Annotated in this window: 23 protein-coding genes; 15 read left to right on the forward strand and 8 right to left on the reverse strand. The window is 67.6% G+C overall.

The features are described 5' to 3' along the window. Positions 1–118: 118 nt before the first annotated feature. From BMZ19_RS10075 to BMZ19_RS10135, 13 genes are all read left to right on the forward strand, one after another. The gene (locus tag BMZ19_RS10075) at positions 119–2,032 is read left to right on the forward strand and encodes an SLC13 family permease (protein ID WP_090310485.1); all 1,914 of its coding nucleotides are present in this window, start codon (positions 119–121) and stop codon (positions 2,030–2,032) included. Positions 2,033–2,189: 157 nt separating this feature from the next. Further along, the gene (locus BMZ19_RS10080; protein ID WP_090310487.1) at positions 2,190–3,974 is read left to right on the forward strand and encodes a PQQ-dependent methanol/ethanol family dehydrogenase; all 1,785 of its coding nucleotides are present in this window, start codon (positions 2,190–2,192) and stop codon (positions 3,972–3,974) included. A 607-nt stretch (positions 3,975–4,581) separates the two neighbouring features. Next, complete coding sequence (locus BMZ19_RS10085; RefSeq protein ID WP_425287167.1) at positions 4,582–5,841, forward strand: methyl-accepting chemotaxis protein; 1,260 nt, start codon at positions 4,582–4,584, stop codon at positions 5,839–5,841. 216 nt (positions 5,842–6,057) lie between these two features. Continuing rightward, positions 6,058–7,578: an acetaldehyde dehydrogenase ExaC gene (gene exaC / locus BMZ19_RS10090; RefSeq protein WP_090310806.1), complete on the forward strand. Its 1,521-nt coding sequence runs from the start codon at positions 6,058–6,060 to the stop codon at positions 7,576–7,578. Positions 7,579–7,877: 299 nt separating this feature from the next. Beyond that, a complete protein-coding gene (gene pqqA / locus BMZ19_RS10095) occupies positions 7,878–7,949 on the forward strand; it encodes a pyrroloquinoline quinone precursor peptide PqqA (protein WP_003253598.1) in 72 nt (23 codons plus the stop codon). A 47-nt stretch (positions 7,950–7,996) separates the two neighbouring features. After that, positions 7,997–8,908, forward strand: a complete 912-nt coding sequence (gene pqqB / locus BMZ19_RS10100) for a pyrroloquinoline quinone biosynthesis protein PqqB (RefSeq protein ID WP_090310490.1) — start codon at positions 7,997–7,999, stop codon at positions 8,906–8,908. A gap of 127 nt (positions 8,909–9,035) precedes the next feature. Beyond that, positions 9,036–9,788 (forward strand): pyrroloquinoline-quinone synthase PqqC, encoded by a 753-nt coding sequence (gene pqqC, locus BMZ19_RS10105; RefSeq protein ID WP_090310492.1) that lies wholly within the window; start codon positions 9,036–9,038, stop codon positions 9,786–9,788. Beyond that, complete coding sequence (gene pqqD / locus BMZ19_RS10110) at positions 9,785–10,063, forward strand: pyrroloquinoline quinone biosynthesis peptide chaperone PqqD (protein WP_090310493.1); 279 nt, start codon at positions 9,785–9,787, stop codon at positions 10,061–10,063. The genes pqqC and pqqD overlap by 4 nt, the downstream gene beginning before the upstream one ends. Then, positions 10,035–11,189, forward strand: a complete 1,155-nt coding sequence (gene pqqE, locus BMZ19_RS10115; protein ID WP_090310495.1) for a pyrroloquinoline quinone biosynthesis protein PqqE — start codon at positions 10,035–10,037, stop codon at positions 11,187–11,189. Before pqqD ends, pqqE begins: the two co-directional genes overlap by 29 nt. 7 nt (positions 11,190–11,196) lie before the next feature. Then, complete coding sequence (locus tag BMZ19_RS10120) at positions 11,197–13,230, forward strand: S9 family peptidase (RefSeq protein WP_090310496.1); 2,034 nt, start codon at positions 11,197–11,199, stop codon at positions 13,228–13,230. A 159-nt stretch (positions 13,231–13,389) separates the two neighbouring features. Beyond that, a complete protein-coding gene (ercA, locus tag BMZ19_RS10125; protein WP_090310497.1) occupies positions 13,390–14,550 on the forward strand; it encodes an alcohol dehydrogenase-like regulatory protein ErcA in 1,161 nt (386 codons plus the stop codon). Further along, positions 14,534–16,255, forward strand: coding sequence for a PAS domain-containing hybrid sensor histidine kinase/response regulator (locus BMZ19_RS10130; protein WP_090310499.1), 1,722 nt, complete (start codon positions 14,534–14,536; stop codon positions 16,253–16,255). The genes ercA and BMZ19_RS10130 overlap by 17 nt, the downstream gene beginning before the upstream one ends. 126 nt (positions 16,256–16,381) lie before the next feature. After that, positions 16,382–17,437: an extracellular solute-binding protein gene (locus tag BMZ19_RS10135; RefSeq protein WP_244517156.1), complete on the forward strand. Its 1,056-nt coding sequence runs from the start codon at positions 16,382–16,384 to the stop codon at positions 17,435–17,437. A 25-nt stretch (positions 17,438–17,462) separates the two neighbouring features. Here BMZ19_RS10135 and BMZ19_RS10140 read toward each other — a convergent pair whose 3' ends face one another. Next, a complete protein-coding gene (locus BMZ19_RS10140; protein WP_090310502.1) occupies positions 17,463–18,374 on the reverse strand; it encodes an acyltransferase in 912 nt (303 codons plus the stop codon). Positions 18,375–18,596: 222 nt separating this feature from the next. Here BMZ19_RS10140 and BMZ19_RS10145 point away from each other — a divergent pair, with 222 nt between their 5' ends. Further along, positions 18,597–19,082, forward strand: a complete 486-nt coding sequence (locus tag BMZ19_RS10145) for an FKBP-type peptidyl-prolyl cis-trans isomerase (protein ID WP_090310503.1) — start codon at positions 18,597–18,599, stop codon at positions 19,080–19,082. A gap of 114 nt (positions 19,083–19,196) precedes the next feature. After that, a complete protein-coding gene (locus BMZ19_RS10150) occupies positions 19,197–19,688 on the forward strand; it encodes a glutathione peroxidase (protein WP_090310505.1) in 492 nt (163 codons plus the stop codon). A 22-nt stretch (positions 19,689–19,710) separates the two neighbouring features. Here the strand turns inward: BMZ19_RS10150 and cysZ are convergent, their stop codons facing one another. The 7 genes from cysZ to BMZ19_RS10185 form a co-directional block, all read right to left on the reverse strand. Then, a complete protein-coding gene (cysZ, locus tag BMZ19_RS10155; RefSeq protein ID WP_090310507.1) occupies positions 19,711–20,466 on the reverse strand; it encodes a sulfate transporter CysZ in 756 nt (251 codons plus the stop codon). Between the two features lie 111 nt (positions 20,467–20,577). Further along, a complete protein-coding gene (locus BMZ19_RS10160; protein WP_090310508.1) occupies positions 20,578–20,919 on the reverse strand; it encodes a HopJ type III effector protein in 342 nt (113 codons plus the stop codon). Beyond that, the gene (locus tag BMZ19_RS10165) at positions 20,916–21,227 is read right to left on the reverse strand and encodes a DUF1244 domain-containing protein (protein WP_090310510.1); all 312 of its coding nucleotides are present in this window, start codon (positions 21,225–21,227) and stop codon (positions 20,916–20,918) included. Before BMZ19_RS10165 ends, BMZ19_RS10160 begins: the two co-directional genes overlap by 4 nt. Positions 21,228–21,329: 102 nt before the next feature. After that, complete coding sequence (folX, locus tag BMZ19_RS10170; protein WP_090310511.1) at positions 21,330–21,701, reverse strand: dihydroneopterin triphosphate 2'-epimerase; 372 nt, start codon at positions 21,699–21,701, stop codon at positions 21,330–21,332. Next, on the reverse strand, positions 21,702–22,271 hold the full coding sequence (gene folE, locus BMZ19_RS10175; RefSeq protein ID WP_090310513.1) for a GTP cyclohydrolase I FolE: 570 nt from the start codon (positions 22,269–22,271) through the stop codon (positions 21,702–21,704). Between the two features lie 60 nt (positions 22,272–22,331). Next, positions 22,332–23,042, reverse strand: a complete 711-nt coding sequence (gene folM, locus BMZ19_RS10180) for a dihydromonapterin reductase (protein WP_090310514.1) — start codon at positions 23,040–23,042, stop codon at positions 22,332–22,334. Positions 23,043–23,331: 289 nt separating this feature from the next. After that, positions 23,332–23,772, reverse strand: a complete 441-nt coding sequence (locus BMZ19_RS10185) for a thiol-disulfide oxidoreductase DCC family protein (RefSeq protein WP_090310516.1) — start codon at positions 23,770–23,772, stop codon at positions 23,332–23,334. Positions 23,773–23,850: the final 78 nt, after the last annotated feature.

The following is a 23,850-nucleotide window of genomic DNA, read 5'->3' on the forward strand; positions in this document are numbered from 1 at the left end:
TTTTCCCTCCCGGTGGATCCCGACCAACGTGCCGGTAGCGCGGCCTTGTCGCCCCGTCCGCCGCTGACTAGGGTTCATGGCAGTCGGCACAAGTTGCCACTCGGTGCGAGGCGGCGTTATGGCGGGTCCTCAGGTTGCGATTGTCGCGGTGTTGCTGGCCACCCTGACCCTGTTTCTCTGGGGGCGCTGGCGGCATGACCTGGTGGCCATGGCGGCCCTGCTGGCCTGCGTGCTGCTCGGCCTGGTGCCTGCGGAGGGGGCCTTCGCCGGCTTCGGTCACCCGGCGGTGATCACCGTCGCCTGCGTGCTGGTGCTCGGTCATGGCCTGCAGACCAGCGGCGCGGTGGACATCCTGGCGCAGCGCCTGCTGCCCGGCGGCGTGGGGCCGAGGGCCAGCCTGCTGGCGCTGCTGGTGCTGGCCGCGGTGCTGTCGAGCTTCATGAACAATGTCGGCGCCCTGGCGCTGTTGATGCCGATCGCCCTGCAGATGGCGGCGAAACACCGGCTGGCGCCGGGCAGGGTGCTGATGCCGCTGTCCTTCGCCTCGATCCTCGGCGGCATGACTACGCTGATCGGTACGCCACCCAACCTGATCGTCTCCGCCTACCGCGAGTCCAATGGCCTAGTCGGCTTCGCCATGTTCGACTTCGCCCCGGTGGGCGTGGCCGTGGCGCTGTTCGGCCTGCTGTTCATCGGTCTGCTCGGTTGGCGCTGGGTGCCCAGCCACGGACCGGCCGTGAGTGCCGGTTTCGAGAGCGAAGCCTATCTCAGCGAGGTGATCATCGAGGAGGGCAGCAAGGCCGCCAACAAGACCCTGCACGAGGTCGAGCAGATGCTCGATGAGGCCGACGCGCAGATTGTCGGGTTGGTGCGCCGTGACGTGCGGGTCGTCGCCCCCGGCCCATGGCGGCGGCTGCACGAAGGCGACATCCTGATTGTCCAGGTCGAGCCGGCGTCGTTGGCCAAGGTCTTGTCCAGCCTGGGACTCCATCTGGTGGGGGATGTGCCGGCGCCACCGCCGGAGATCGCGGCGACTGCCGAGGCTGTCGAAACTGTCGAGAGCGCCGAGGCGGAACCCGCCGGCCGCCAGCCGCCGGACGACGGCCAGCCCGCCGCGGAAGCGGGGCAGGCTGCTGCGGTGGAATCGTCCAGGGAGACCGCCAGAAGCGGCGCGGAAGAGGTGGTGATCCAGGAGCTGGTGGTGACGCCTGGTTCGTCGCTGATCCGCCGCTCGGCCACCGATCTGGAACTGCGCAGCCGCTACGGCATCAATCTGCTGGCCATCTCGCGTCAGGGCCTGCGCATGATCCACCGCCTGCGCGCGACGCCGCTGCGCGCCGGCGATGTGCTGCTGATGCAGGGCGGCAGCGAGGCGCTGGCCGGCTTTGCCGGGCTGTTCGGCTGCCTGCCGCTGGCGGCCCGCGACATCCGCGTGCCGAGGCAGGGCCAGGCGCTGCTCGCCGGCCTGGTAATGGCGCTGAGCGTGGCCGCCGCCGCCAGCGGCCTGCTGCCGGTGGTCGTGGCCTTCGCCGGCGGCGCACTGGCCTTCGCGGTGCTCGGCATTGTTCCGCTGCGATCCCTGTACACGGCGATCGACTGGCCGGTGATCGTGTTGCTCGGCGCCATGCTGCCGGTGGCCGATGCCATGCTGAGCACCGGCGCGGCCGGCAGCATCGCGCGCCTGCTGCTCGAGTACCTGGCCCGTGGCGACGCGGTGCTGGCGCTGGTGCTGTTGCTGGTGGTGACCATGACTCTCTCCGACCTGATGAACAACGCCGCCACCGCCGCGGTGATGTGCCCGATCGCCCTGAGCAGCGCGGCGCAGCTGGCGGTGGATGCCGATGCCTTCCTGATGGCCATCGCAGTGGGCTCCTCCTGCGCCTTCCTCACCCCCATCGGCCACCAGAACAACACCCTGATTCTCGGCCCCGGCGGCCTGCGTTTCGGCGATTTCTGGCGCCTGGGCCTGGCGGTGGAGGTGATCGTGGTGGCGGTGGGGGTGCCGATGCTGTTGTGGGTCTGGCCGTTGTAAAGCACCGCCGTGCGGGCCTTTGGGCGGGGTATTGCTACCAAGGAAGCATGTCTTTGCCCCCTGCGATCAATTGTTGCGTTACCCCCTGCGGCGAAGAATTCCCTGCAGACCGGGAAAAATTCCCGGCGATAACAATGAACCCGCAGAGGTAGCCGCAATGAATCACTCCGGTCTCACCCATTCTTTTGCCCGGACCGCCCTGAGCCTTGCGCTGGTGCTGTCCGGCATGTCGGCCTGGGCCGTCACCGACGACGACATCCTCAAGGACGCCCAGACCCCCGACCAGATCGTCACCAACGGCATGGGCCTGCAGGGCCAGCGCTACAGCACCCTCGAAGCCCTCAACAGCAACAACGTCAAGGAGCTGCGTCCGGTGTGGGGCTTCTCCTTCGGTGGCGAGAAGCAGCGCGGCCAGCAGGCCCAGCCGCTGGTCAAGGATGGCGTGATGTTCCTGACCGCCTCCTACTCGCGGGTGTTCGCGGTGGATGCGCGTACCGGCAAGGAGCTGTGGCAGTACGACGCGCGCCTGCCCGACGGTATCATGCCGTGCTGTGACGTGATCAACCGTGGCGTCGCCCTGTACGGCGACCTGGTGATCTTCGGCACCTTGGATGCCAAGCTGGTTGCCCTCAACAAGGACACCGGCAAGGTGGTGTGGAAGAAGACCGTGGCCGACTACAAGGCCGGCTACTCGATCACCGCCGCGCCGCTGGTGGTCAACGGCAAGCTGATCACCGGCGTGTCCGGTGGCGAGTTCGGCGTGGTCGGCAAGATCGAAGCCTACAACCCGACCAACGGCGAGCTGCTGTGGACCCGTCCGACCGTGGAAGGCCACATGGGCTACGTCTACAAGGACGGCAAGAAGGTCGAGCACGGCATCACCGGTGGCGAAGCCGGCAAGTCCTGGCCGGGCGACCTGTGGAAGACCGGCGGCGCGGCGCCGTGGCTGGGCGGCTACTACGACCCGGAAACCAACCAGCTGCTGTTCGGTACCGGCAACCCGGCGCCGTGGAACTCGCACCTGCGCCCCGGCGACAACCTCTACTCGTCCTCGCGCCTGGCGCTGAACCCGGACGACGGCACCATCAAGTGGCACTTCCAGACCACGCCGCACGACGGCTGGGACTACGACGGCGTCAACGAACTGGTGTCGTTCAACTACCAGGACGGCGGCAAGACCGTGAAGGCGGCCGGTACCGCCGACCGCAACGGCTTCTTCTACGTGCTCGACCGCACCAACGGCAAGTTCATCCGCGGCTTCCCGTTCGTCGACAAGATCACCTGGGCCAAGGGCCTGGACAAGAACGGCCGGCCGATCTACGACGACGCCAACCGTCCGGGCTCGCCGAACGACGCCGGCGCGCAGGGCAAGACCGTCACCGTGGCGCCGTCGTTCCTCGGCGGCAAGAACTGGATGCCGATGGCCTACAGCCAGGACACCGGGCTGTTCTACGTGCCGTCCAACGAGTGGAGCATGGACATCTGGAACGAAGGCACCGCCTACAAGAAGGGCGCGGCCTACCTGGGTGCCGGCTTCACCATCCATCCGCTCAACGAGGATTACATCGGCGTGCTGCGCGCCATCGATCCGAAGACCGGCAAGGAAGTCTGGCGCTACAAGAACTACGCGCCGCTGTGGGGCGGCGTGCTGGCCACCAAGGGCAACCTGGTGTTCACCGGCAACCCGGAAGGCTACCTGATGGCCTTCGACGCCAAGACCGGCAAGAAGCTCTACGAGTTCCAGACCGGCTCGGGCGTGATCGGCTCGCCGATCACCTGGGAGATGGACGGCGAGCAGTACGTCTCCGTGCTGTCCGGCTGGGGCGGCGCCGTACCGCTGTGGGGCGGCGAGGTGGCCAAGCGCATCAAGGACTTCAACCAGGGCGGCATGGTGTGGACCTTCAAGCTGCCGAAGGAAGTGGCGGCGGTCGCCAAGCGCTGATCCGCACAGGGTGAAACACGGGGCCGGCTTCTTGCCGGCCTCGTCGTTTGTGCGCTCCGCGTGTGGGATGGCGCGCCATCCTAAAGTTTGTCGGGAAAGGGCCGATGTATCAGCGATGGCCCCGTGCATGCTGGTTGCAGCCGTCTGCTGACGGTCGGCGCTGCTGCGTTTCGAACAAGAACAATGTCGGCACACCCGGTGACCGCCGTGGAGTCAGTTCAGCTCCGTGGCGCCTGAGGTGGTCAGCCCCCATCGAGGACTTTCCATGTCATTCAACTTTCCCCGTGCCGTTGCCGAGCGCCTGATCCTGGGTGGCGGTGCGGCGTTGCTGCTCCTGGCGCAGTCGCAGGGCGGGTGGCCGCTCTGGCTGTGCTTCGCTCTGCTGCTGGTGTTGCCCTGGCTGGCACCGGCCTGGCAGCGTGTGCGCGCTGGCCGTCGGGGCGGGGAGGTCGCGGTCGATGTCGACCAGTTGGCCCGCGAGCTGTCCTTTTCGGTCAGTCACAACGCCCTGTCGGCCGCCGGTGTGGCCTATTCGGTGCAGCACCTGGCCGCGCGGGTAGAGTCGCAGGTCGATGCCGCCGCTCGCATCGTCGGCAATGCCGAGGTGATGATCGCCACCGAGGCACAGACTTCGGCGCTCAGTCGCCAGGCGGTGGAAGCCGCCATCGAGGCGCGGCAGAGCAGCGATGCTGGCCGGCGCGTACTGGTCGACACCATCGGCCGCATGCAGCAGCTGCGTCAGCAGGCCGGCGCCAGCCGTGCGCTGATCGAGGAGCTGAACCGGCGCAGCGCGGAGATCCAGCGGGTCACCGGGGTGATCCAGGCGATCGCCAGCCAGACCAACCTGCTGGCGCTCAACGCGGCGATCGAGGCCGCCCGCGCCGGCGAGCACGGCCGCGGTTTCGCCGTGGTGGCCGGCGAGGTGCGCAGCCTGGCCGGACGCACCGCGGCGGCGACCGCCGAGGTCGGCGAGATGATCGGCGAGATTCAGCGCCAGACCGGCGAGGTGGTCGAGCAGATCCGCAGTCTGTCCGCCGAGCTGGTTACCGGCGTGGCCGAGGTCGAGCGTGCCGGTCAGCATCTGGACAGCATCGCCGCCCTGTCGGTCGGCGTGGAACAGCAGATCAGCGAAATCGCCGCCGGCTCGGACAACAATCGCTGCCAGCTCGGCAGCCTGTTCGAAGCGGTGGGCCAGATGCGCAGCGACCTGGCGGCCAGCGACGAGCAGACCCGTCGCCTGGAAGGCGAGGCGGTGAAGCTGGAGGAGTTGACCGAGACGATCAGCGAGCAGCTGGCCGCGGTGGCCCTGGACGACTATCACCAGCGCGTCTACGACCTGGCTCGCGAGGGCGCCCGGGAGATCGCCCGGCAGTTCGAGGCGGCGATCAAGAGCGGCCGGATCAGCCTGGGCGACCTGTTCGATCGCCACTACCAGCCGATTCCCGGTACCCAGCCGCAGAAGTTCAGCAGCCGCTTCGACCGCTTCACCGACGAGGTCCTGCCGGCCATTCAGGAGCCGCTGCTGACTCGTCACGAGGGCGTGGTGTTCGCCATCGCCTGCACGCCGGACGGCTATGTGCCGACCCACAACCGGGCGTTCAGCCAGGCGCTCACCGGCGATCTGCAGGTGGACATGCACCACAGCCGCAGCAAGCGGCTGTTCACCGACCGTACCGGGATCCGCTGTGGCAGCCACCGGCAGCCGCTGCTGATGCAGACCTATACCCGCGATACCGGCGAGCTGATGCACGACCTGTCGGTGCCGATCTTTATCCAGGGTCGGCACTGGGGTGGCCTGCGCCTGGGCTACCAGCCGGAAACCGTGGTGTCGGCGGCCACGCGACAATCCGCTCCGGTCGCGGCCTGACCGTGGCCTGAGCCGCACGCAGGATGCCGGCCCGTGCCGGCGTCTTGCGCTTTGGCCGGGTGCGTGCCAACTTTCAGCGGTCGTTACTACCAAATAACGAGCTTCTGCATTCCAACGGCGCATACCGGCGCCGTGCGCTGGCTGACACCATCAACCCACAGTCCGCGCAGAACCAGAACCAGTCCGGACCGCAACAATAAAAGAGAGGCCATGAGCATGATCTACGCACAACCGGGTACCGCTGGCGCCATCCTTTCCCTCAAGCCGCGCTACGGCAACTTCATCAATGGTGAGTTCGTCGCGCCGGTCAACGGCCAGTACTTCACCAACACCACGCCGGTCACCGGCGAAGCCATCGGCGAATTCCCGCGCTCCACTGCCGCCGACATCGAGCTGGCGCTGGACGCCGCCCATGCCGCCGCCGACGCCTGGGGCCGCACCTCGGTGCAGGACCGCTCCAACCTGCTGCTGAAGATCGCCGACCGCATCGAGCAGAACCTCGAACTGCTCGCCGTCGCCGAGACCTGGGACAACGGCAAGGCCGTGCGCGAGACGCTGAACGCCGACGTGCCGCTGGCCGTCGACCACTTCCGCTACTACGCCGGCTGCATCCGTGCCCAGGAAGGCAGCGCCGCCGAGATCAACGAACACACCGCCGCCTACCACTTCCACGAGCCGCTGGGCGTGGTCGGCCAGATCATCCCGTGGAACTTCCCGCTGCTGATGGCCGCGTGGAAACTGGCCCCGGCCCTGGCCGCCGGCAACTGCATCGTGCTCAAGCCGGCCGAGCAGACTCCGCTGTCGATCACCGTGCTGATGGAAGTCATCGGCGACCTGCTGCCCAAGGGCGTGCTCAACGTGGTGCAGGGCTTCGGTCGCGAGGCCGGCGAGGCGCTGGCCACCAGCAAGCGCATCGCCAAGATCGCCTTCACCGGCTCCACCCCGGTGGGTGCGCACATCCTCAAGTGCGCCGCCGAGAACATCATCCCGAGCACCGTCGAACTGGGCGGCAAGTCGCCGAACATCTTCTTTGAAGACATCATGCAGGCCGAGCCGGAGTTCATCGAGAAGGCCGCCGAGGGCCTGGTGCTGGCCTTCTTCAACCAGGGCGAGGTGTGCACCTGCCCGTCGCGCGCGCTGGTCCAGGAGTCGATCTACGACGACTTCATGGCTGCAGTGATGAAGAAGATCGGCCAGATCAAGCGTGGCAACCCGCTGGACACCACCACCATGGTGGGCGCGCAGGCTTCCGACCAGCAGTTCGAGAAGATCCTCTCCTACTTCGACGTGGCCCGTGCCGAAGGCGCCGAGATCCTCACCGGCGGCGCCGCCGAGAAGCTCGAAGGCAGCCTGTCCACCGGCTACTACATCCAGCCGACCCTGCTCAAGGGTCACAACAAGATGCGCGTGTTCCAGGAAGAGATCTTCGGCCCGGTGGTCAGCGTGACCACCTTCAAGGACGAAGCCGAAGCCCTGGCCATCGCCAACGACACCGAGTTCGGCCTGGGCGCCGGCGTGTGGACCCGCGACATCAACCGTGCCTATCGCATGGGCCGTGGCATCAAGGCCGGCCGCGTGTGGACCAACTGCTACCACCTGTACCCGGCGCACGCCGCCTTCGGTGGCTACAAGAAGTCCGGCGTCGGTCGCGAAACCCACAAGATGATGCTCGACCACTACCAGCAGACCAAGAACCTGCTGATCAGCTACGACATCAATCCGCTGGGCTTCTTCTAAGTCTCTCCACCCCCGGCGCGCGTTCCCGGCGCGCCGGTCCTGTCCTTGTCGATGCGCTCTGCGGAGCGTGGCTGCCATCGGTTTCCCATGGCCTCCGGCAGTCTCTATCGAACGCGGCCTCGGCCGCGTTTTTTTTCGTCCGCAGATTGCCCCGCACCATGCGCCGCGCGGCCTGGCGCCCGGTCAGGGCTACCAAGGTCAGCCTAAACTCCTTCCAAAGTACCATTTGGCCCGCGCGCCGGCGGGTGCATAACTGTCTTGCCGGAATTCACCGGTTTCGACAACAAGAGGACTGCGCCATGTGGACCAAGCCCGCCTTCACTGATCTGCGTATTGGCTTCGAAGTGACGATGTATTTCGCCAACCGTTGATCCACATAGCCCCGGCCCGTCCGGGGCTTCCCGCTCGGGAACTGCCCATGCATATCCGTATCCTCGGTTCCGCCGCCGGTGGCGGTTTCCCGCAGTGGAACTGCAACTGCCGCAACTGCCGCGGCCTGCGCGAAGGCACCCTGCGTGCCAAGGCGCGTACCCAATCCTCCATCGCCCTGTCTGACGACGGGGTCAACTGGATCGTCTGCAACGCCTCGCCGGACATCCGCGCACAGATCGAGGCCTTCCCGGCCCTGCAGCCGGCCCGCGCGCTGCGCGACACGGCGATCCGCGCGCTGATCCTGCTGGACAGCCAGATCGACCACACCACCGGCCTGCTCACCCTGCGCGAAGGCTGCCCGCACGAGGTGTGGTGCAGCGAGATGGTCCACCAGGACCTGACCAGCGGCTTCCCGCTGTTCAACATGCTCAGCCACTGGCACGGCGGCCTGCGCTGGAATCCGATCGCCCTCGACCAGAGCTTCACCGTCGCCGCCTGCCCGGCGCTGCGCTTCACGCCGATCCCGCTGCGCAGCGCGGCGCCGCCGTACTCGCCGCACCGCAACGACCCGCACCCGGGCGACAACCTCGGCCTGCTGGTCGAGGACGTCCGCACTGGCGGCAAGCTGTTCTACGCCCCCGGCCTCGGCCAGGTCGACGGCGCGCTGCTGGAGTGGATGGGCCAGGCCGACTGTCTGCTGGTCGACGGCACCCTGTGGCGCGACGACGAGATGATCCACGCAGGCGTCGGCGACAAGCTCGGCAGCGCCATGGGCCACCTGCCGCAGAGCGGCGCCGGTGGCATGCTCGAGGTGCTCGAGCGCCTGCCCAAGCAGCGCAAGGTGCTCATCCACATCAACAACACCAACCCGATCCTCGACGAGGATTCGGCCGAACGCGCCGAACTGGACGCGCGCGGCATCGAGGTGTCCTGGGACGGCATGAGCATCGAGCTGTAAACCCGATAGAAGGCGGGTCAGGCCGCAGGCGGTGACCCGGCGAGCGGCCCAGCGGGCCGGCGGTGCGCCCGAGCACCGCAACACAACAACAACGCGCCGCATCGACTGCGGCCACCGAGGAGCCAGGATGAGCCAGACTGCCATGAGCCCCGCCGAATTCGAGCAGGCGCTGCGCGCCAAGGGCGCCTACTACCACATCCACCATCCGTTCCACGTGGCCATGTACGAAGGCCGCGCGAGCCGCGAGCAGATCCAGGGCTGGGTGGCCAACCGCTTCTACTACCAGGTGTGCATCCCGGTGAAGGACGCGGCGATCATGGCCAACTGCCCGGACCGCGACACCCGCCGCGAGTGGATCCAGCGCATCATCGACCACGACGGCGCACCGGGCGAGGAGGGCGGCATCGAGGCCTGGCTGCGTCTGGGCGAGTCGGTCGGTCTGGATCGCGCGCAGCTGCTGTCCCAGGAGCTGGTGCTGCCCGGCGTGCGCTTCGCGGTGGACGCCTACGTCAACTTCGCCCGCCGCGCCAGCTGGCAGGAAGCGGCGAGCAGCTCGCTGACCGAACTGTTCGCCCCGCACATCCACCAGTCGCGTCTCGACGCCTGGCCGGCGCACTACCCGTGGATCGACCCGACCGGCTACGACTACTTCCGCAAGCGCCTCAAGGAAGCCCGCCGCGACGTCGAGCACGGCCTGCGCATCACCCTGGCGCACTACACCACCTTCGAGGCCCAGCAGCGCATGCTGGAGATCCTGCAGTTCAAGCTCGACGTGCTGTGGAGCATGCTCGACGCCATGAGCATGGCCTACGAGCTGGAACGCCCGCCGTACCACACGGTCACCGCCGAGCGGGTCTGGCACAAGGGGATCGCGCTGTGAGCGAGCTGAATCTCGAGCAGGTGCCGGCGCTGCGCCGCGGCTACCGCTTCCAGTGGGAGCCGGCGCAGAACTGCCATGTGCTGCTCTATCCGGAGGGCATGATCAAGCTCAACGACAGCGCCGGCGCGGTTCTCGCCGAAGTGGATGGCGCGCGCAGCGTGGGCGCGATCGTCGCCGACCTGCAGGCGCGTTTTCCGGATGCCGAGGGCATCGCCGAGGACATTCTGGCTTTCCTGGAGGTGGCCCATGAGCGGTTCTGGATCGAGTTTCGCTAAGCCGGGGCACACGCCCGGCCCGCCGCTGTGGCTGCTCGCCGAGCTGACCTACCGCTGCCCGCTGCAGTGCCCGTACTGCTCCAACCCGCTGGACTTCGCCAAGCAGGGCGAGGAGCTGAGCACCGCGCAGTGGATCGAGGTGTTCCGCCAGGCCCGCGAGCTGGGCGCCGCGCAGCTCGGCTTCTCCGGCGGCGAGCCGCTGGTGCGCCAGGACCTGGTCGAGCTGATCGCCGCCGCCCGCGAACTGGGCTACTACACCAACCTGATCACCTCCGGCATCGGCCTGACCGAGGCGAAGATCGCCAGCTTCCGCGAGGCCGGCCTCGACCATATCCAGATCAGCTTCCAGGCCGCCGACGAGGAGGTGAACAACCTGCTGGCCGGTTCGCCCAAGGCCTTCGCCCAGAAGCTGGCGATGGCCCGCGCGGTGAAGGCACAGGGCTACCCGATGGTGCTCAACTTCGTCACCCACCGGCACAACATCGACAACATCGAGCGGATCATCGAACTGTGCCTCGAGCTGGAGGCCGACTTCGTCGAGCTGGCCACCTGCCAGTTCTACGGCTGGGCCGAGCTGAACCGCGCCGGGCTTTTGCCGACCAAGGCGCAGCTGGAGCGCGCCGAGCGCATCACCAACGAGTGGCGCGACAAGCTCGCCGCGCAGAAGCATCCGTGCAAGCTGATTTTCGTCACCCCGGACTACTACGAGGAGCGGCCCAAGGCGTGCATGAACGGCTGGGGCAACCTGTTCCTCGACATCACCCCGGACGGTACCGCGCTGCCGTGCCACAGCGCGCGCCAGCTGCCGGTGCAGTTCCCCAACGTGCGCGAGCACAGTCTCAAGCACATCTGGTTCGAGTCCTTCGGCTTCAACCGCTACCGCGGCGACGACTGGATGCCCGAGCCGTGCCGCTCCTGCGACGAGAAGGACCGCGACTTCGGCGGCTGCCGCTGCCAGGCGTTCATGCTCACCGGCAATGCCGACAACGCCGACCCGGTGTGCAGCAAGTCGGCGCACCACGGCCTGATCCTCGACGCCCGCCGCGAGGCGGAAGAAGCGCCGTGGAGCCTGGAGCAGCTGACCGCGCGCAACGAGCGGGCGTCGAAAATCATCTGCAAGGGCTGAGGGCCGCATGCCTGAATGCCCCTGCGGTGACTGGCCCAGCGCCTGGGCGGCGGCGGATGCCGCCGCGGCCAGCCGTGACTTCGCCGAACTGCGCGTCGGCCTCGGCGGGCTGCTGTGGCTGGCCTTCGATCCGGCCGAGGCGGGATGCAGCCTGTGGCTGTGGCGCGCCGGGGTGGCGCAGCGCCTGACCCCGCCGGGCCGCTCGGTGCGCAGCCGGGTCTACGAATACGGCGGCGGTGCCTTCTGCGTGACCGACGCCGGCGTGGCGCTGGTCGACGAGGCGGACCAGCAGGTCTACCGCCTGGCGGTCGACGCCGATGGGCGCCCCGGCGAGCTGCATGCCCTGACCGCCAATCCCCACTGCCGCTACGGCGACCTGCACTTCGTCCCGGCCTGGCAGGCCGTGCTGGCGGTGGAGGAAAGCCGCGAGGCCGAGACGGTGCTGCACCGGCTGGTCAGCCTGAGCCTGGCCGACGGCCGCCGCCGGGTACTGGCCGAGGGCGCCGACTTCTACGCCGCGCCGCGCCTGAGCGACGACGGTCGCGCCCTGGCGTGGGTCGAATGGGACCGCCCCGAACTGCCGTGGACGTCCACCCGCCTGTGCCGGGCCGCGGTTCTGGGTGACGGCTCGCTCGGCCCGGCCGAGGTGCTCGCCGGAACCGACGGCGACCAATCCCTGCAACAACCGTGCTTCGACGCCGAGGGGCGGCTGTGGTGCCTGAGCGACCGCGCTGGCTGGTGGCAGCCGTGGGCGGAGCAGGGCGGCCGATTGGCAATGCCGACTGATGCCTGTAGTAGTCGTCCCGCCCTCGCGGCGACACGGACCGCCGGCCCGTCAAGGGCTCAAGAGCATCGCCCCGGGGGCGGGCCTCCTACCAGAACTGCCCAGCCGGTGTGCCGGGTGGACAATGGCGTCGGCGGCGGCTGGAGCGAGCCGCTGCCCATGGCCTGCGCCGACCACGCCCCCGCACCCTGGCAACTGGGCACCGTCAGCTACCTTCCGCTGGCGGCGGACGGGTTGCTGCTGAGCCGGCTGGAGGAGGGCTGGGGCCTGCTGATCGAGCGCGACGACAGCGGCCGCGAGCGGCGTCTGGCCATCGAGTTCAGCCGCTTCCGCCAGCTGGCGGCGAACGAGCAATACTTTTACTGCATCGCCGGCTCCCCTGACCGCCTGCCCGCGGTGCTGGCCATCGCCCGCGATTCGGGGGCGGTGCGCCTTCTCGCCGGCGGCGAGCAGCCGCTGGCCACAGCCGAACTGTCCTGTCCCGAGCCGCTGCGCTTTGCCAGCGGCGAGGGCGAGCAGGCCCACGCCTTCTTCTACCCGCCGCGCAACGCCGCCTGTGTGGTGCCGGCCGGCGAACAGCCGCCGCTGGTGGTGTTCCTGCATGGCGGGCCGACCTCGGCCTGCTATCCGGTGTTCGATCCGCGCATCCAGTTCTGGACCCAGCGCGGCTTCGCCGTGGCCGACCTCAACTACCGCGGCTCCAGCGGTTTCGGCCGCGCCTTCCGCCTGCGCCTGAAGGGAGAGTGGGGGCGCATCGAGGTGGCGGATGCCGTCGCCTTGGTCGGTCATCTCGGCGAGCTGGGTTGGGTCGATGCCAAGCGCGCCTTTATCCGCGGCGCCAGCGCCGGCGGCTACACGGCGCTGTGCGCGCTGGCCTTCCACGGCGTCTTCCGCGGCGGCGCCAGCCTGTACGGGGTCAGCGATCCGCTGGCCCTGCGCCGCGCCACCCACAAGTTCGAGGGCGACTATCTGGACTGGCTGATCGGCGATCCCGAGCGTGACGCCGCACGCTACCGGGCGCGCACGCCGCTGCTCCACGCCGAGGGTTTCGACGCGCCGCTGATCTTCTTCCAGGGCGGGCTGGATGCAGTGGTGGTGCCGCAGCAGACCGAGGCGATGGTCGCCGCCCTGAGCGCGCGCGGGGTGCCGGTCGAGTACCGCCACTATGCCGACGAGCGCCACGGCTTTCGCCAGGCCGCCCACCTGGCCGATGCCCTCGAGCGCGAGTGGCAGTTCTACCGGCGCTGGCTCGATTAGCGCTCCGGTCCCGGCAGGCTGGAAGACGCGCCCCCGGGTGCCCCCGAGTGCTACCGCAGAGCGGCTGGATCACCTTGGGTGGATTGCAAAGACCGACTAATCCAGTAGGCTGTCGCCTAATATCACTCCATAACAACAAAGATGCCGTCAGGTTCCCGCATGTCTGCCATCAGTCCGCTTCGCAAGTTCGTCAGCCCGGAAATCATCTTCGGCGCCGGCTCCCGCCACTCGGTCGGCAACTACGCCGCGACCTTCGGTGCGCGCCGGGTGCTGGTGGTCTCCGATCCCGGCGTGCAGGCGGCTGGCTGGGTCGGCGATGTGCTGGCCAGCCTGGATCGCCAGGGCATCGCCCACGTGCTGTACACCAGCGTGTCGCCCAACCCGCGGGTGGAGGAGGTGATGGCCGGCGCCGAGCTGTACCGCGCCAGCGGCTGCGACGTGATCGTCGCGGTGGGCGGCGGCAGCCCGATGGACTGCGCCAAGGGCATCGGCATCGTCGCCGCCCATGGGCGCAGCATCCTCGAGTTCGAGGGCGTCGACACCATCCGCGTGCCCAGCCCGCCGCTGATCCTGATCCCCACCACCGCCGGCACCTCGGCCGACGTGTCGCAGTTCGTGATCATCTCCAACCAGGCCGAGCGGATGAAGTTCTCCATCGTCAGCAAGGCGGTGGTGCCGGACGTGTCGCTGATCGACCCGGAAACCACGGTGAGCATGGATCCGTTCCTCTCCGCCTGCACCGGCATCGACGCTCTGGTGCACGCCATCGAGGCCTTCGTCTCAACCGGCAGCGGGCCGCTTACCGACCCCCACGCGCTGGAGGCGATGCGCCTGATCAACGGCAACCTGGTACAGATGATCGCCAACCCGGCGGACATCGTCCTGCGCGAGAAGATCATGCTCGGCAGCATGCAGGCGGGGCTGGCCTTCTCCAACGCGATTCTCGGCGCGGTGCACGCCATGTCGCACAGCCTCGGCGGCTACCTCGACCTGCCCCACGGCCTGTGCAACGCGGCGCTGGTCGAGCATGTGGTGGCGTTCAATTTCGACGCCGCACCGGAGCGCTTTCGCATCGTCGCCGAGACCTTCGGCATCGATTGCCGTGGTCTGCCGCCGGCGCAGGTGCGCGGCCGACTGGTCGAGCACCTGATCGCCTTCAAGCGCGCGGTCGGCTTCGAGGAGACACTCAAGCTGCACGGCGTGGGCAGCTCGGACATTCCCTTCCTGTCGCAGCACGCGATGCAGGACCCGTGCATCCTGACCAATCCGCGACAGTCGACCCAGCGCGACGTCGAGGTGGTGTATGGCGAAGCTCTCTGACGGCCGCCCCGACGTTGCCGACCTGCTTGGCCTCGGCAGTCACTCGGCGCGCAAGAGCTACTACCCGGAGCTGTCGGCGCGCCTCGATGAACTGGAGCGCGAGCGCAACCGCTACAAGTGGTTGTTCGAGCACGCGGTACACGGCATCTTCCAGGGTCGCCTGAACCACGGCATCCTCGCCGCCAACCCGGCGCTGGCGCACATGCTCGGCTACGAGGAGCCGCAGCAGGTGCTGTGGTCGCAGACCGATCTGGCCGAGCAGTTGTTCGTCGGCGGTGCCGCCGAGCTGGCGCGGATCAACGCGGTGCTGCGCCAGGGCCACGGCCTGTACGGCTACGAGACGCGCCTGCGCCGCCGCGACGGCAGCTGCATCGACGTGCTGATGAACCTGCTGCTCAAGCCCGACGAGGAAGGGCTGGTCGAGGGCTTCGTCGCCGACATCACCGAGCGCAAGCAGGCCCAGCTGCGCCAGCAGCAGCTCAACATCGAGCTGGAGCAGCGCGTCGCCGCGCGCACCGCCGAGCTGCTCGAGACCAACCGCCACCTGCAGCAGGAGATCCGCCAGCGCGAGCGCATCCAGTGCGAGCTGCGCGAGGCGCGCGACGCCGCGGAGGCGGCCAACCAGAGCAAGGACAAGTACCTGGCCGCGGCCAGCCACGACCTGCTGCAGCCGCTGAATGCCGCACGCCTGCTGATCTCCACCCTGCGCGAGCGTCCTCTGCCGGCCAGCGAGGCGAACCTGGTGGAGCGTACCCATCAGGCCCTGGAAGGCGCCGAGGACCTGCTCGCCGACCTGCTCGACATCGCCCGTCTGGACAGCCGGGCGATCCGCCCGGATCTCGCGGTCTACCGCATCGACGAGCTGCTGGCGCCGCTGGCCTCGGAATTCCAGCCGGTGGCCGAGGCGGTCGGCCTGCAGCTGCGCGTGCGCATTCCGCGCCTGGCGGTGAACACCGACTTCCGTCTGCTGACCCGCATCCTGCGCAACTTCCTCAGCAACGCCTGCCGCTATACCGGCCAGGGCCGCGTGCTGCTCGGCTGCCGGCGGCGCGGCGGACGCGTGCTGATCGAGGTGTGGGATACCGGGCGCGGCATTGCGGCGGACAAGCTGGAGGAGATCTTCCTCGAGTTCAACCAGCTCGACGCCGGCCGTGCCGCCGAGCGCAAGGGCGTCGGCCTGGGCCTGGCCATCGTCGAGCGCATCGCGCGCATGCTCGACTACCGGATCAGCGTGCGCTCGCAGCCGGGACGCGGCTCGGTGTTCAGCATCGAGGTGCCGCTGGCCGACTACGTGGCGCCGGAGGCGGTCGCGCGCCCGCGCGAAACGCTGGGCAATCCGCTGCCCGGGCGGCGGGTGCTGGTGGTCGACAACGAGCCAGACATCCAGCAGAGCATGCAGGCGCTGCTCGCCCAGTGGGGCTGTGAGGTGCGCGTGGCCGCTGGCTTGGCGGAAGCGCGGCAGCAGCTCGCCGGCTGGCCGGTGGAGCTGCTGCTGGTGGACTATCACCTCGATCAGGGCGCCAACGGCTGCGATCTGATCCAGACCCTGCGACGCGAGTCGGCCGGGCCGCTGCCAGCGGTGATGATCACCGCCGAGCGCAGCGAGCAGTGTCGCCGCCAGCTGCACGAGCAGGGCATTCCGCTGCTCAACAAACCGGTCAAGCCGGGCAAGCTGCGCGCCGTACTCAGCCAGTTTGTTTCGTGAAATGAGACCTGTATCACCTTTGCGCCAAGCCTCCGCGACAAAGGTCGGATAGATCGCTTAAAACCCCTCGCGCGAGGTCGCTGTCATGGGGGCGCGGCCCGCACATAATTACAAGGGGTATGGGCAATGTTGAAGCGGATGCTATTGGCGCTGGGGCTGGGCTTGGGGGCCGGTCTGGCGCAGGCCGAGGAAGTGCTGCGGGTCTACGGTTGGGAAGGTCGGCTGGCGCCCAGCGTGATCGCGGCTTTCGAGAAGCAGAGCGGAATCCGCGTGGAGTATTCCACCTACTCCTCGGCCGAGGGAGTGCTCAATGAGGTCGGTTTCGGCACCAGCTACGACGTGGTGTTCCCCGCGCATTTCCACCTGCCGGCACTGATCGATGCCCAGCGTCTGCAGACGCTGGATCCGGCCAAGCTGCCCAGCCTGAAAGAGGTCGACCCCGACCTGCTAGCCATGCTCGTCGGCTTCGACGGCAAGAGCCGTCATGCCGTGCCCTATCTGTGGGGCACCGTCGGCCTGGCGCTGAACGTCTCCAAGGTGGTCGATACCCTGGGCGAGATGCCCGAGGACAGCTGGGGTCTGCTGTTCGACCCGAAGAACAGCGAGCGCCTGGCGCAGTGCGGTATCGGCATGCTCGATGCGCGCGAGGAAACCCTGTCGCTGCTGCTCAACTATAAGGGCCGCGCGCTCGGTCGCAGCGGTCCACGGCAGATCCAGCAGGCCGGCGCCGAGCTGGCGGCGCTGCGCGGCAAGGCCGCCAGCTTCGGCAACAGCTCCTACATCGAGCAGCTGGCCAGCGGCAAGCTGTGCATGACCATGGCCTGGAGCGGCCACGTGCTGAAGGCGGCCGACGCCGGTGCGCCGCTGCGCTTCGTCATGCCGCGCGAGGGCGCGCTGATGTTCATCGACACCATGGCCATCCCGCGTAACGCCACCAACGTCGCCGCGGCGTACCGCTTCATCGACTACCTGGCCAGCGCCGAGGTGAACACCCGCAACGCCCTCGACACCCTGTTCTATCCGGTCACCCGCGCCGATTCGCCGGCGATGACCAAGCTGGCCACCGAGCGCCTGGAGCTGGTGGTGACCGGCGACCAGCGCCGCAGCTTCTACTACCTCGAGGCGCTGAGCGCCAAGCAGAAGAATGCGGTGGATGCCTCCTGGGCGCAGGTCAAGCAGTAAGCTCCACTGCACCCCGCCGCGCACCTCAGTCTGCGCGCGGCGGGAACTGCCGGTGCAGGCGCCCGAGCAGGGCGTCCTTGTCTTCCCACAGGCGGTTGACCCACTGCTGGAACCGCTGGCGGTGGGCCTGATCCTGGTCGTAGCTGCGGCCGATGAACTCCTGCGGGATCGCCTGCTCCTCGAAACACACCGCCACCTGGCGCAGCCTGCCGCAGAGCAGGTCGCGAAAGCGTGGGCGGCCGTCGGGGTAGTGGATGGTCACGTTGACCAGCGTCAGCAATTGCTCGCCCATGGCATCGATGGCCATGGCGATACCGCCGGCGCGCGGCTTGAGCAGGTGACGGTAAGGCGACTGCTGCGCCGCGTGCTTGGCCTCGGTGAAGCGCGTGCCTTCGAGAAAGTTGAACAGTGCCAGCGGAATGCCGGATAGGCGCGCGCAGGCGCGGCGGGTGGCCTGGCGGTCGGCGTCGCGCTTTTCCGGATGGCGGGCCAGGTAGGCCTTGGAGTGGCGCTGCATGAACGGGAAGTCCAGCGCCCAGCAGCACAGGCCGAACAGCGGAATCCAGATCAGCTCCTTCTTCAGGAAGAAACGCAGCAGCGGCAGGCGGCGGTTGAGGTGGTATTGTAGGACGAAGATGTCCACCCAGCTCTGGTGGTTGCTGATCACCAGGCAGGAGCGGCGCGGGTGCAGTTGTTCCAGGCCCTCGACATGCCAGTGGATATCCTGCACCAGACGGATCCAGGCGTTGTTGCCGCTGGCCCAGGCCTCGGCGATGTGGCCCATCAGGCGCCGGCACAGCGTCTGGCAGGCGGCAAACGGCAGCAGCAGCTTGAGCAGGGCCAGGGCGAACAGCGGCCAGCACCAGAACAGGGTGTTGAGCACCAGCAACAGGCCGGCAAGAAGGCCGCGCAGCGGTGCGGGCAGGTGTCGGAGCATCGTTAAATCCCGGGGAAATATTGCCGTCCGCGGCTGCGAGGGCGCGCCGCCGATGATAGCCCAGTCGCGACAGCTCCGTCCGATCGCCGCCGTTGGCGGATCTTGCCCGACAATCATTGCGCGGCGTCCGCTCGCCAGTCCATCCGTCCCGCGCCGGGTCGCTTTCGGCTCGAGAGCGACGTAAAATCACCTTCCATACTCAATTCGCAAAGGTTTTCCAGCATGCAGATCGCGGCCAACAAGGCGGTTTCCATTGACTACACCCTGACCAACGAAAACGGTGAGGTCATCGACAGCTCCGCCGGCGGCGCGCCGCTGGTCTACCTGCATGGTGCTGGCAACATCATCGTCGGTCTGGAAAAGGCCCTCGAAGGCAAGCAGCCGGGTGACGAGCTGGAAGTGACCGTCGAGCCCCAGGAAGCCTACGGCGACTACAGCGTCGAGCTGGTGGCCGTGCTCAACCGTGCCATGTTCGAAGGCGTCGACGAGCTGGAAGTCGGCATGCAGTTCCATGCCTCCGCTCCGGACGGCGGCATGCAGATCGTCACCATCCGCGATCTGGAAGGCGACGACGTCACCGTCGACGGCAACCACCCGCTGGCCGGCCAGCGCCTGAACTTCAAGGTCAAGGTCGTCGACGTGCGTGACGCGGCTGCCGAGGAAATCGCCCACGGTCACGTGCATGGCGAAGGTGGTCATCACCACTGAAGCTGGCGAGCAGATGCGGAGCCGCTCTGCTGCTAAGCTGTAAATGAGGAAGGCGCTGTTGCAGACTGCGATAGCGCCTTTTTAATGCAAACGAGATCGGCATGGAGCTATGTGATGAGCGTCTTTCACGATCTGACCCTCAAGGCCCTGGATGGTGAGGAGCTGCCGCTGGCCCCGCTCAAGGGCAAGGTGGTGCTGGTGGTCAATGTCGCCTCGAAGTGCGGCCTGACCCCGCAGTACGCCGGACTGGAGCACCTCTACCAGCAGTACCGCGAGCGCGGCTTCAGCGTGCTGGGGTTGCCGTGCAACCAGTTCGCCGGGCAGGAGCCGGGCAGCGAGGCGGACATCCGCGAGTTCTGCAGCCTCAACTACGGGGTCAGCTTCCCGCTCAGCGCCAAGCTCGAGGTCAACGGTCCCGACCGCCATCCGCTGTACCTGCTGCTGGCCGGCGAGGGGGCTGAATTCCCCGGCGACATCACCTGGAACTTCGAGAAGTTCCTGGTCGGCCCCGATGGCCGCGTGCTCGAGCGTTTCTCGCCGCGCATCACTCCCGAGGATCCGCAGCTGATCCAGGCCATCGAAAAGGCTCTGGACGCGCTGGCCTGAGCCGGCGCGCCCTGCTTCGCTCTCAACGCGCCGCCTGCGTGAGCAGCGCGGCGCCGTCCTCGCGTACCCAGAACACCGTCGCCCCGGCCACCGCTGCGGGCATCAGCAGGATGTTCAGTCCCGGCACCAGCAGCGCGGCGTAGGTGACGGCACCGAAGCCCATGCTCTGCCAGCGCTTGGCGCGCAGCCAGGCGAGCATCTCGTCCCAGCCCAGCTTGTGGTTGTCGGCCGGGTAGTCGATGTACTGCACCGCCATCATCCACACGCCGAACAGCAGCCACAGCGGCGCGGCGACCAGGTTGACTCCCGGAATCAGCGACAGCACCAGCAGCCCCAGCGCGCGCGGCAGGAAGTAGGCGAGCTTGCGCAGCTCGCGGCCCAGGGTGCGTGGGATCATCGCCAGCAGTTCCCCCCAGCTGAACGGCGGCGAGGTGTCCTGGCCGCGCACCACTGCCTCGACCTTCTCGGCGAGGAAGCCGTTGAACGGCGCGGCGATCAGGTTGGCCAGCAGGGTGAAGCTGAAGAACAGGATCAGCAACACCAGCACCACGAACAGCGGCCACAGCAGGTATTCGAGAAAGCTCAGCCATTGCGGCAGGCCGGGCATCAGGCTGGCGACCCAGCCCTCGAACTCGCCCACGGCGAGGACGATCAGAGCGATGAACAGCAGCAGGTTGATGGTCAGCGGCAGCAGGACGAACAGGCGCAGGCCGGGACGCAGGATCAGTTTCAGGCCGGCAGCCAGATAGCCGGGGCCGGAGAGGGATTGCAGGGGCATGGGCGACTCCAAGGGGAACACGCGGCAACCTTAGCATGCGGGTTCCGGGGCCCGGAAACGCCAGGCCCCGCGAGTGCGGGGCCTGGCGATGTGGCGGCGGAGCGGGGCAGCTCAGCCCTTGCGCGTCAGCGGCAGCGCGGCGAAGCGCACCCCGGCCAGGCCGCTGGCCTGCAGGGCGCGGATGTTGGCGTGGTCGTTGCCCTCGGGAGTGGCCTGCACGCTGCGGTAGTGCTCGCCGAAGGCCAGCAGGGTTTCCTCGACGGAGAGACCTTCGAGCAGGGCCAGGCCGAGCAGCTTGCAGGAGCCTTCGTTCTGGCCGGCGGCGCTCTCCACGTCGCCGTTGACGAAGGGCTGCGGCTGGTAGTCGTAGTGGGCGGCGATGAACGCCAGGGTGTCGGCGAAGGGATGCGCGTCGCGGCGCAGGGCGGCGCGGAAGTCGGTCAGTGCAGTCATTTCTTGCTCGCTTGGTCGAAGGCGGCCAGCTGCTCGGGCGTGGCCTCTTTTTGGTGTTGGGCTTTCCACTCGGCGTAGGGCATGCCGTAGATGGTGTCGCGCGCCTGGTCGGCGGACAGTTCGATGCCGCGTTCGTCGGCAGCGGCCTTGTACCACTTGCCCAGGCAGTTGCGGCAGAAGCCGGCGAGGTTCATCAGCTCGATGTTCTGCACGTCGCTGCGTTCACCGAGGTGCTGCAGCAGGCGGCGAAAGGCGGCGGCTTCGAGTTCGAGGCGCTGCTGGTCGGTGATGGCGGGTTGTTCGCTCATGGCTGCTCTCGCGGCGGTCGGTGAAAAGACGGCCGATGATAGAAGCCGCGGCCGCGCGGGACAATGCCGGGGCGGCCGCGAATGTGCGGGAGCGGAGGGCGCTCAGCGATGCCCGGCGAGGGTGATCGACACCGACTCGGCAAAGCGCAGGGCGTGCAGCTTGTCGACCTCCACCTCGGCATAGCGTACGTCCGGGTTGGCCATCACCAGGTCGAGGATTTCCTGGGTCAGCCGCTCGAGCAGGGCGAAGCGGTTTTCCTCGACATGGAGAATCACCGCCTTGGTGATGGTGCGGTAGTTCAGCGCCTGGTCAATGTCGTTGCCCTGCACCGCGTCCTGCGCCGGGTAGAGGATGGTCAGGTTGATCAGCACATCCTGCTTGTTGAGGATTTCCTCCTCCTTGATGCCGATGTAGGTACGCAGGCGCAGGTCCTTGACGCGGATGCGCGCCATGCCGGGCTCCAGTCGAGGCATTTACTTGCTCCGTCCGATCAGTTGCAGGAACTCCTGGCGGGTGTTGGTCGACTGGCGGAAGGCGCCGAGCATCACCGAGGAGGTCATCACCGAATTCTGCTTTTCCACCCCGCGCATCATCATGCACATGTGCTTCGCCTCGATCACCACGGCCACGCCGGCGGCGCTGGTTACCTGCTGGACCGCCTCGGCGATCTGGCGGGTGAGGTTTTCCTGGATCTGCAGGCGACGGGCGAACATGTCGACGATGCGCGCCACCTTGGACAGGCCGAGCACCTTGCCAGTGGGGATGTAGGCGACGTGGGCCTTGCCGATGAACGGCAGCAGGTGGTGTTCGCACAGCGAGTACAGCTCGATGTCGCGGACGATCACCATCTCGTCGTTGTCGGAGGCGAACAGCGCGCCGTTGACGATCTCGTCCAGCGACTGCTCATAGCCGCGGCACAGGTACTGCATGGCCTTGGCGGCCCGCTTGGGGGTGTCCAGCAGGCCTTCGCGCTCGGGGTCTTCGCCGAGGCCTTTGAGAATTTCGTGGTAATGGTGGGTGATTTGCGACAGTTGATCGCTCATGTTCGATTCCTCGTGGCGGCCTGGTTTGGGCTCATTGTCAGCGGGCTCACTTTAGCGGGCTCACTTCAGGTGGCGGCCGCCGTTGACGCACAGGCTGGTGCCGGTGACGTAGGGGTTGTCCAGAAGATAGCGCAGGCTCTGGTAGATGACCTCCGGTCCCGGCTCGATGCCGAGGGCCGACTTGGCCAGGGTTTTCTCGCGGTACATCGCATCGTCGTCGGCCTGGAACATCACCAGCGCCGGGGCGATGGCGTTGACCTTGATCCGCGGGGCGAATTGCGCGGCGAACGACAGGGTCAGGTTTTCCAGGCCGGCCTTGCTCGCGCAATAGGCGACGCGGTTGGCGCTGCCGCGGCGGGCGACGTCATCGGTGATGTGGACGATGTCGGCCGGGCTGGAGCGTTCCAGCAGTTCGCGGCAGTGCAGGTTGATCAGGTAGGGCGCCAGCATGTGCACGTTGACCATGCGGGTGAAGGCTTCGGCCTCGTGCCCGGGCTCCTCGCGCAGCCAGTCGGAAGCGTTGTGCACGATGGCGCGCAGGCGCTCGGTGTGCTGCTTGAGCTGGTCGATGAAGGCGAGGATGCCGGCTTCGCTGGAGAAGTCGGCCGCCAGGGTCAGCGCGCCGCGCTGGCGCAGTTCGTCGAGCGCCGGGCGCTCGCTGCGGTAGCTGACGATCAGCGGCTGCCCCGCGTCGAGCAGTCGCCGTGCGCAGTGCAGCCCGACCCGCTGGCTGGCGCCGGTGATCAGGATGGGAGCGGGTGACTGACTCATGGTGGCCTCGTGGCAAAAGGATGGTTCAGCGGCACGGCCGCCGGGTACCTGACAAGTGCGGGACGGGGCACCGACTGAACCAGGGGCAAAGTTATATCAGTATTCGATCTTGTACAACCATGCGAGGCGTGTGGGTAGGCGTTTTTTGTCGGCTGCCTGGTCGGTAAGTACGTATAAAACGCCGTTTTCCGCGGCTGTACGGGCTTTCTGAAGCGATCTTTAGTTGTACTAAATTTTATTTTTTGTACATGTTTTTGGCAGCTTTTCGGTCATTGCAGCGCCTGGGGTCTCAATTCCGGTCCTTGTCGCCGCTTGTGTCCGGCAGCTCGCAGACTCCTGCGCGGCAGCGCGCCGCCCCGTCCGGGTGGGGCAGCCAGTGCAGGTAGGGGCGCAGGCGGCAGAACAGTCGATAGCCGAGCTCCAGCAGCGGCCGCAACAGCGGCCAGCGCAACGGCGCGGCCCAGCGACCGAGGCCGGCGGCGCACCAGCTCCAGAAGGTGGCGTCGAGGCCGCTGACCCATTGGCCATCGGCGAAGCGCGCATGCAGGCGATCCTGCAGCTGGCTGCGACTGAAGCCCAGCGGGGCGGGATCGAAGTCAGGGGCGTCGATATCGACCAGCTGCAGGCGCTGTGGAGAGGCGCGCCGGCGCAGGGCGCGAATCTCGCGTGCGCACAGTGGACAGCTGCCGTCGTAGTAGAGCGTCAGTGGCCAGGCAGTAGGGTGGCGCATGGCGAACGTCCTTGATATGTACATGTCTTGTACAATTTAAGCCGGCAATGGCCTGGGTTACAATCGCCACTCACATCC

This window comes from Pseudomonas linyingensis (genome assembly GCF_900109175.1).
In the GTDB taxonomy this organism is placed as follows: Bacteria; Pseudomonadota; Gammaproteobacteria; order Pseudomonadales; family Pseudomonadaceae; genus Geopseudomonas; species Geopseudomonas linyingensis.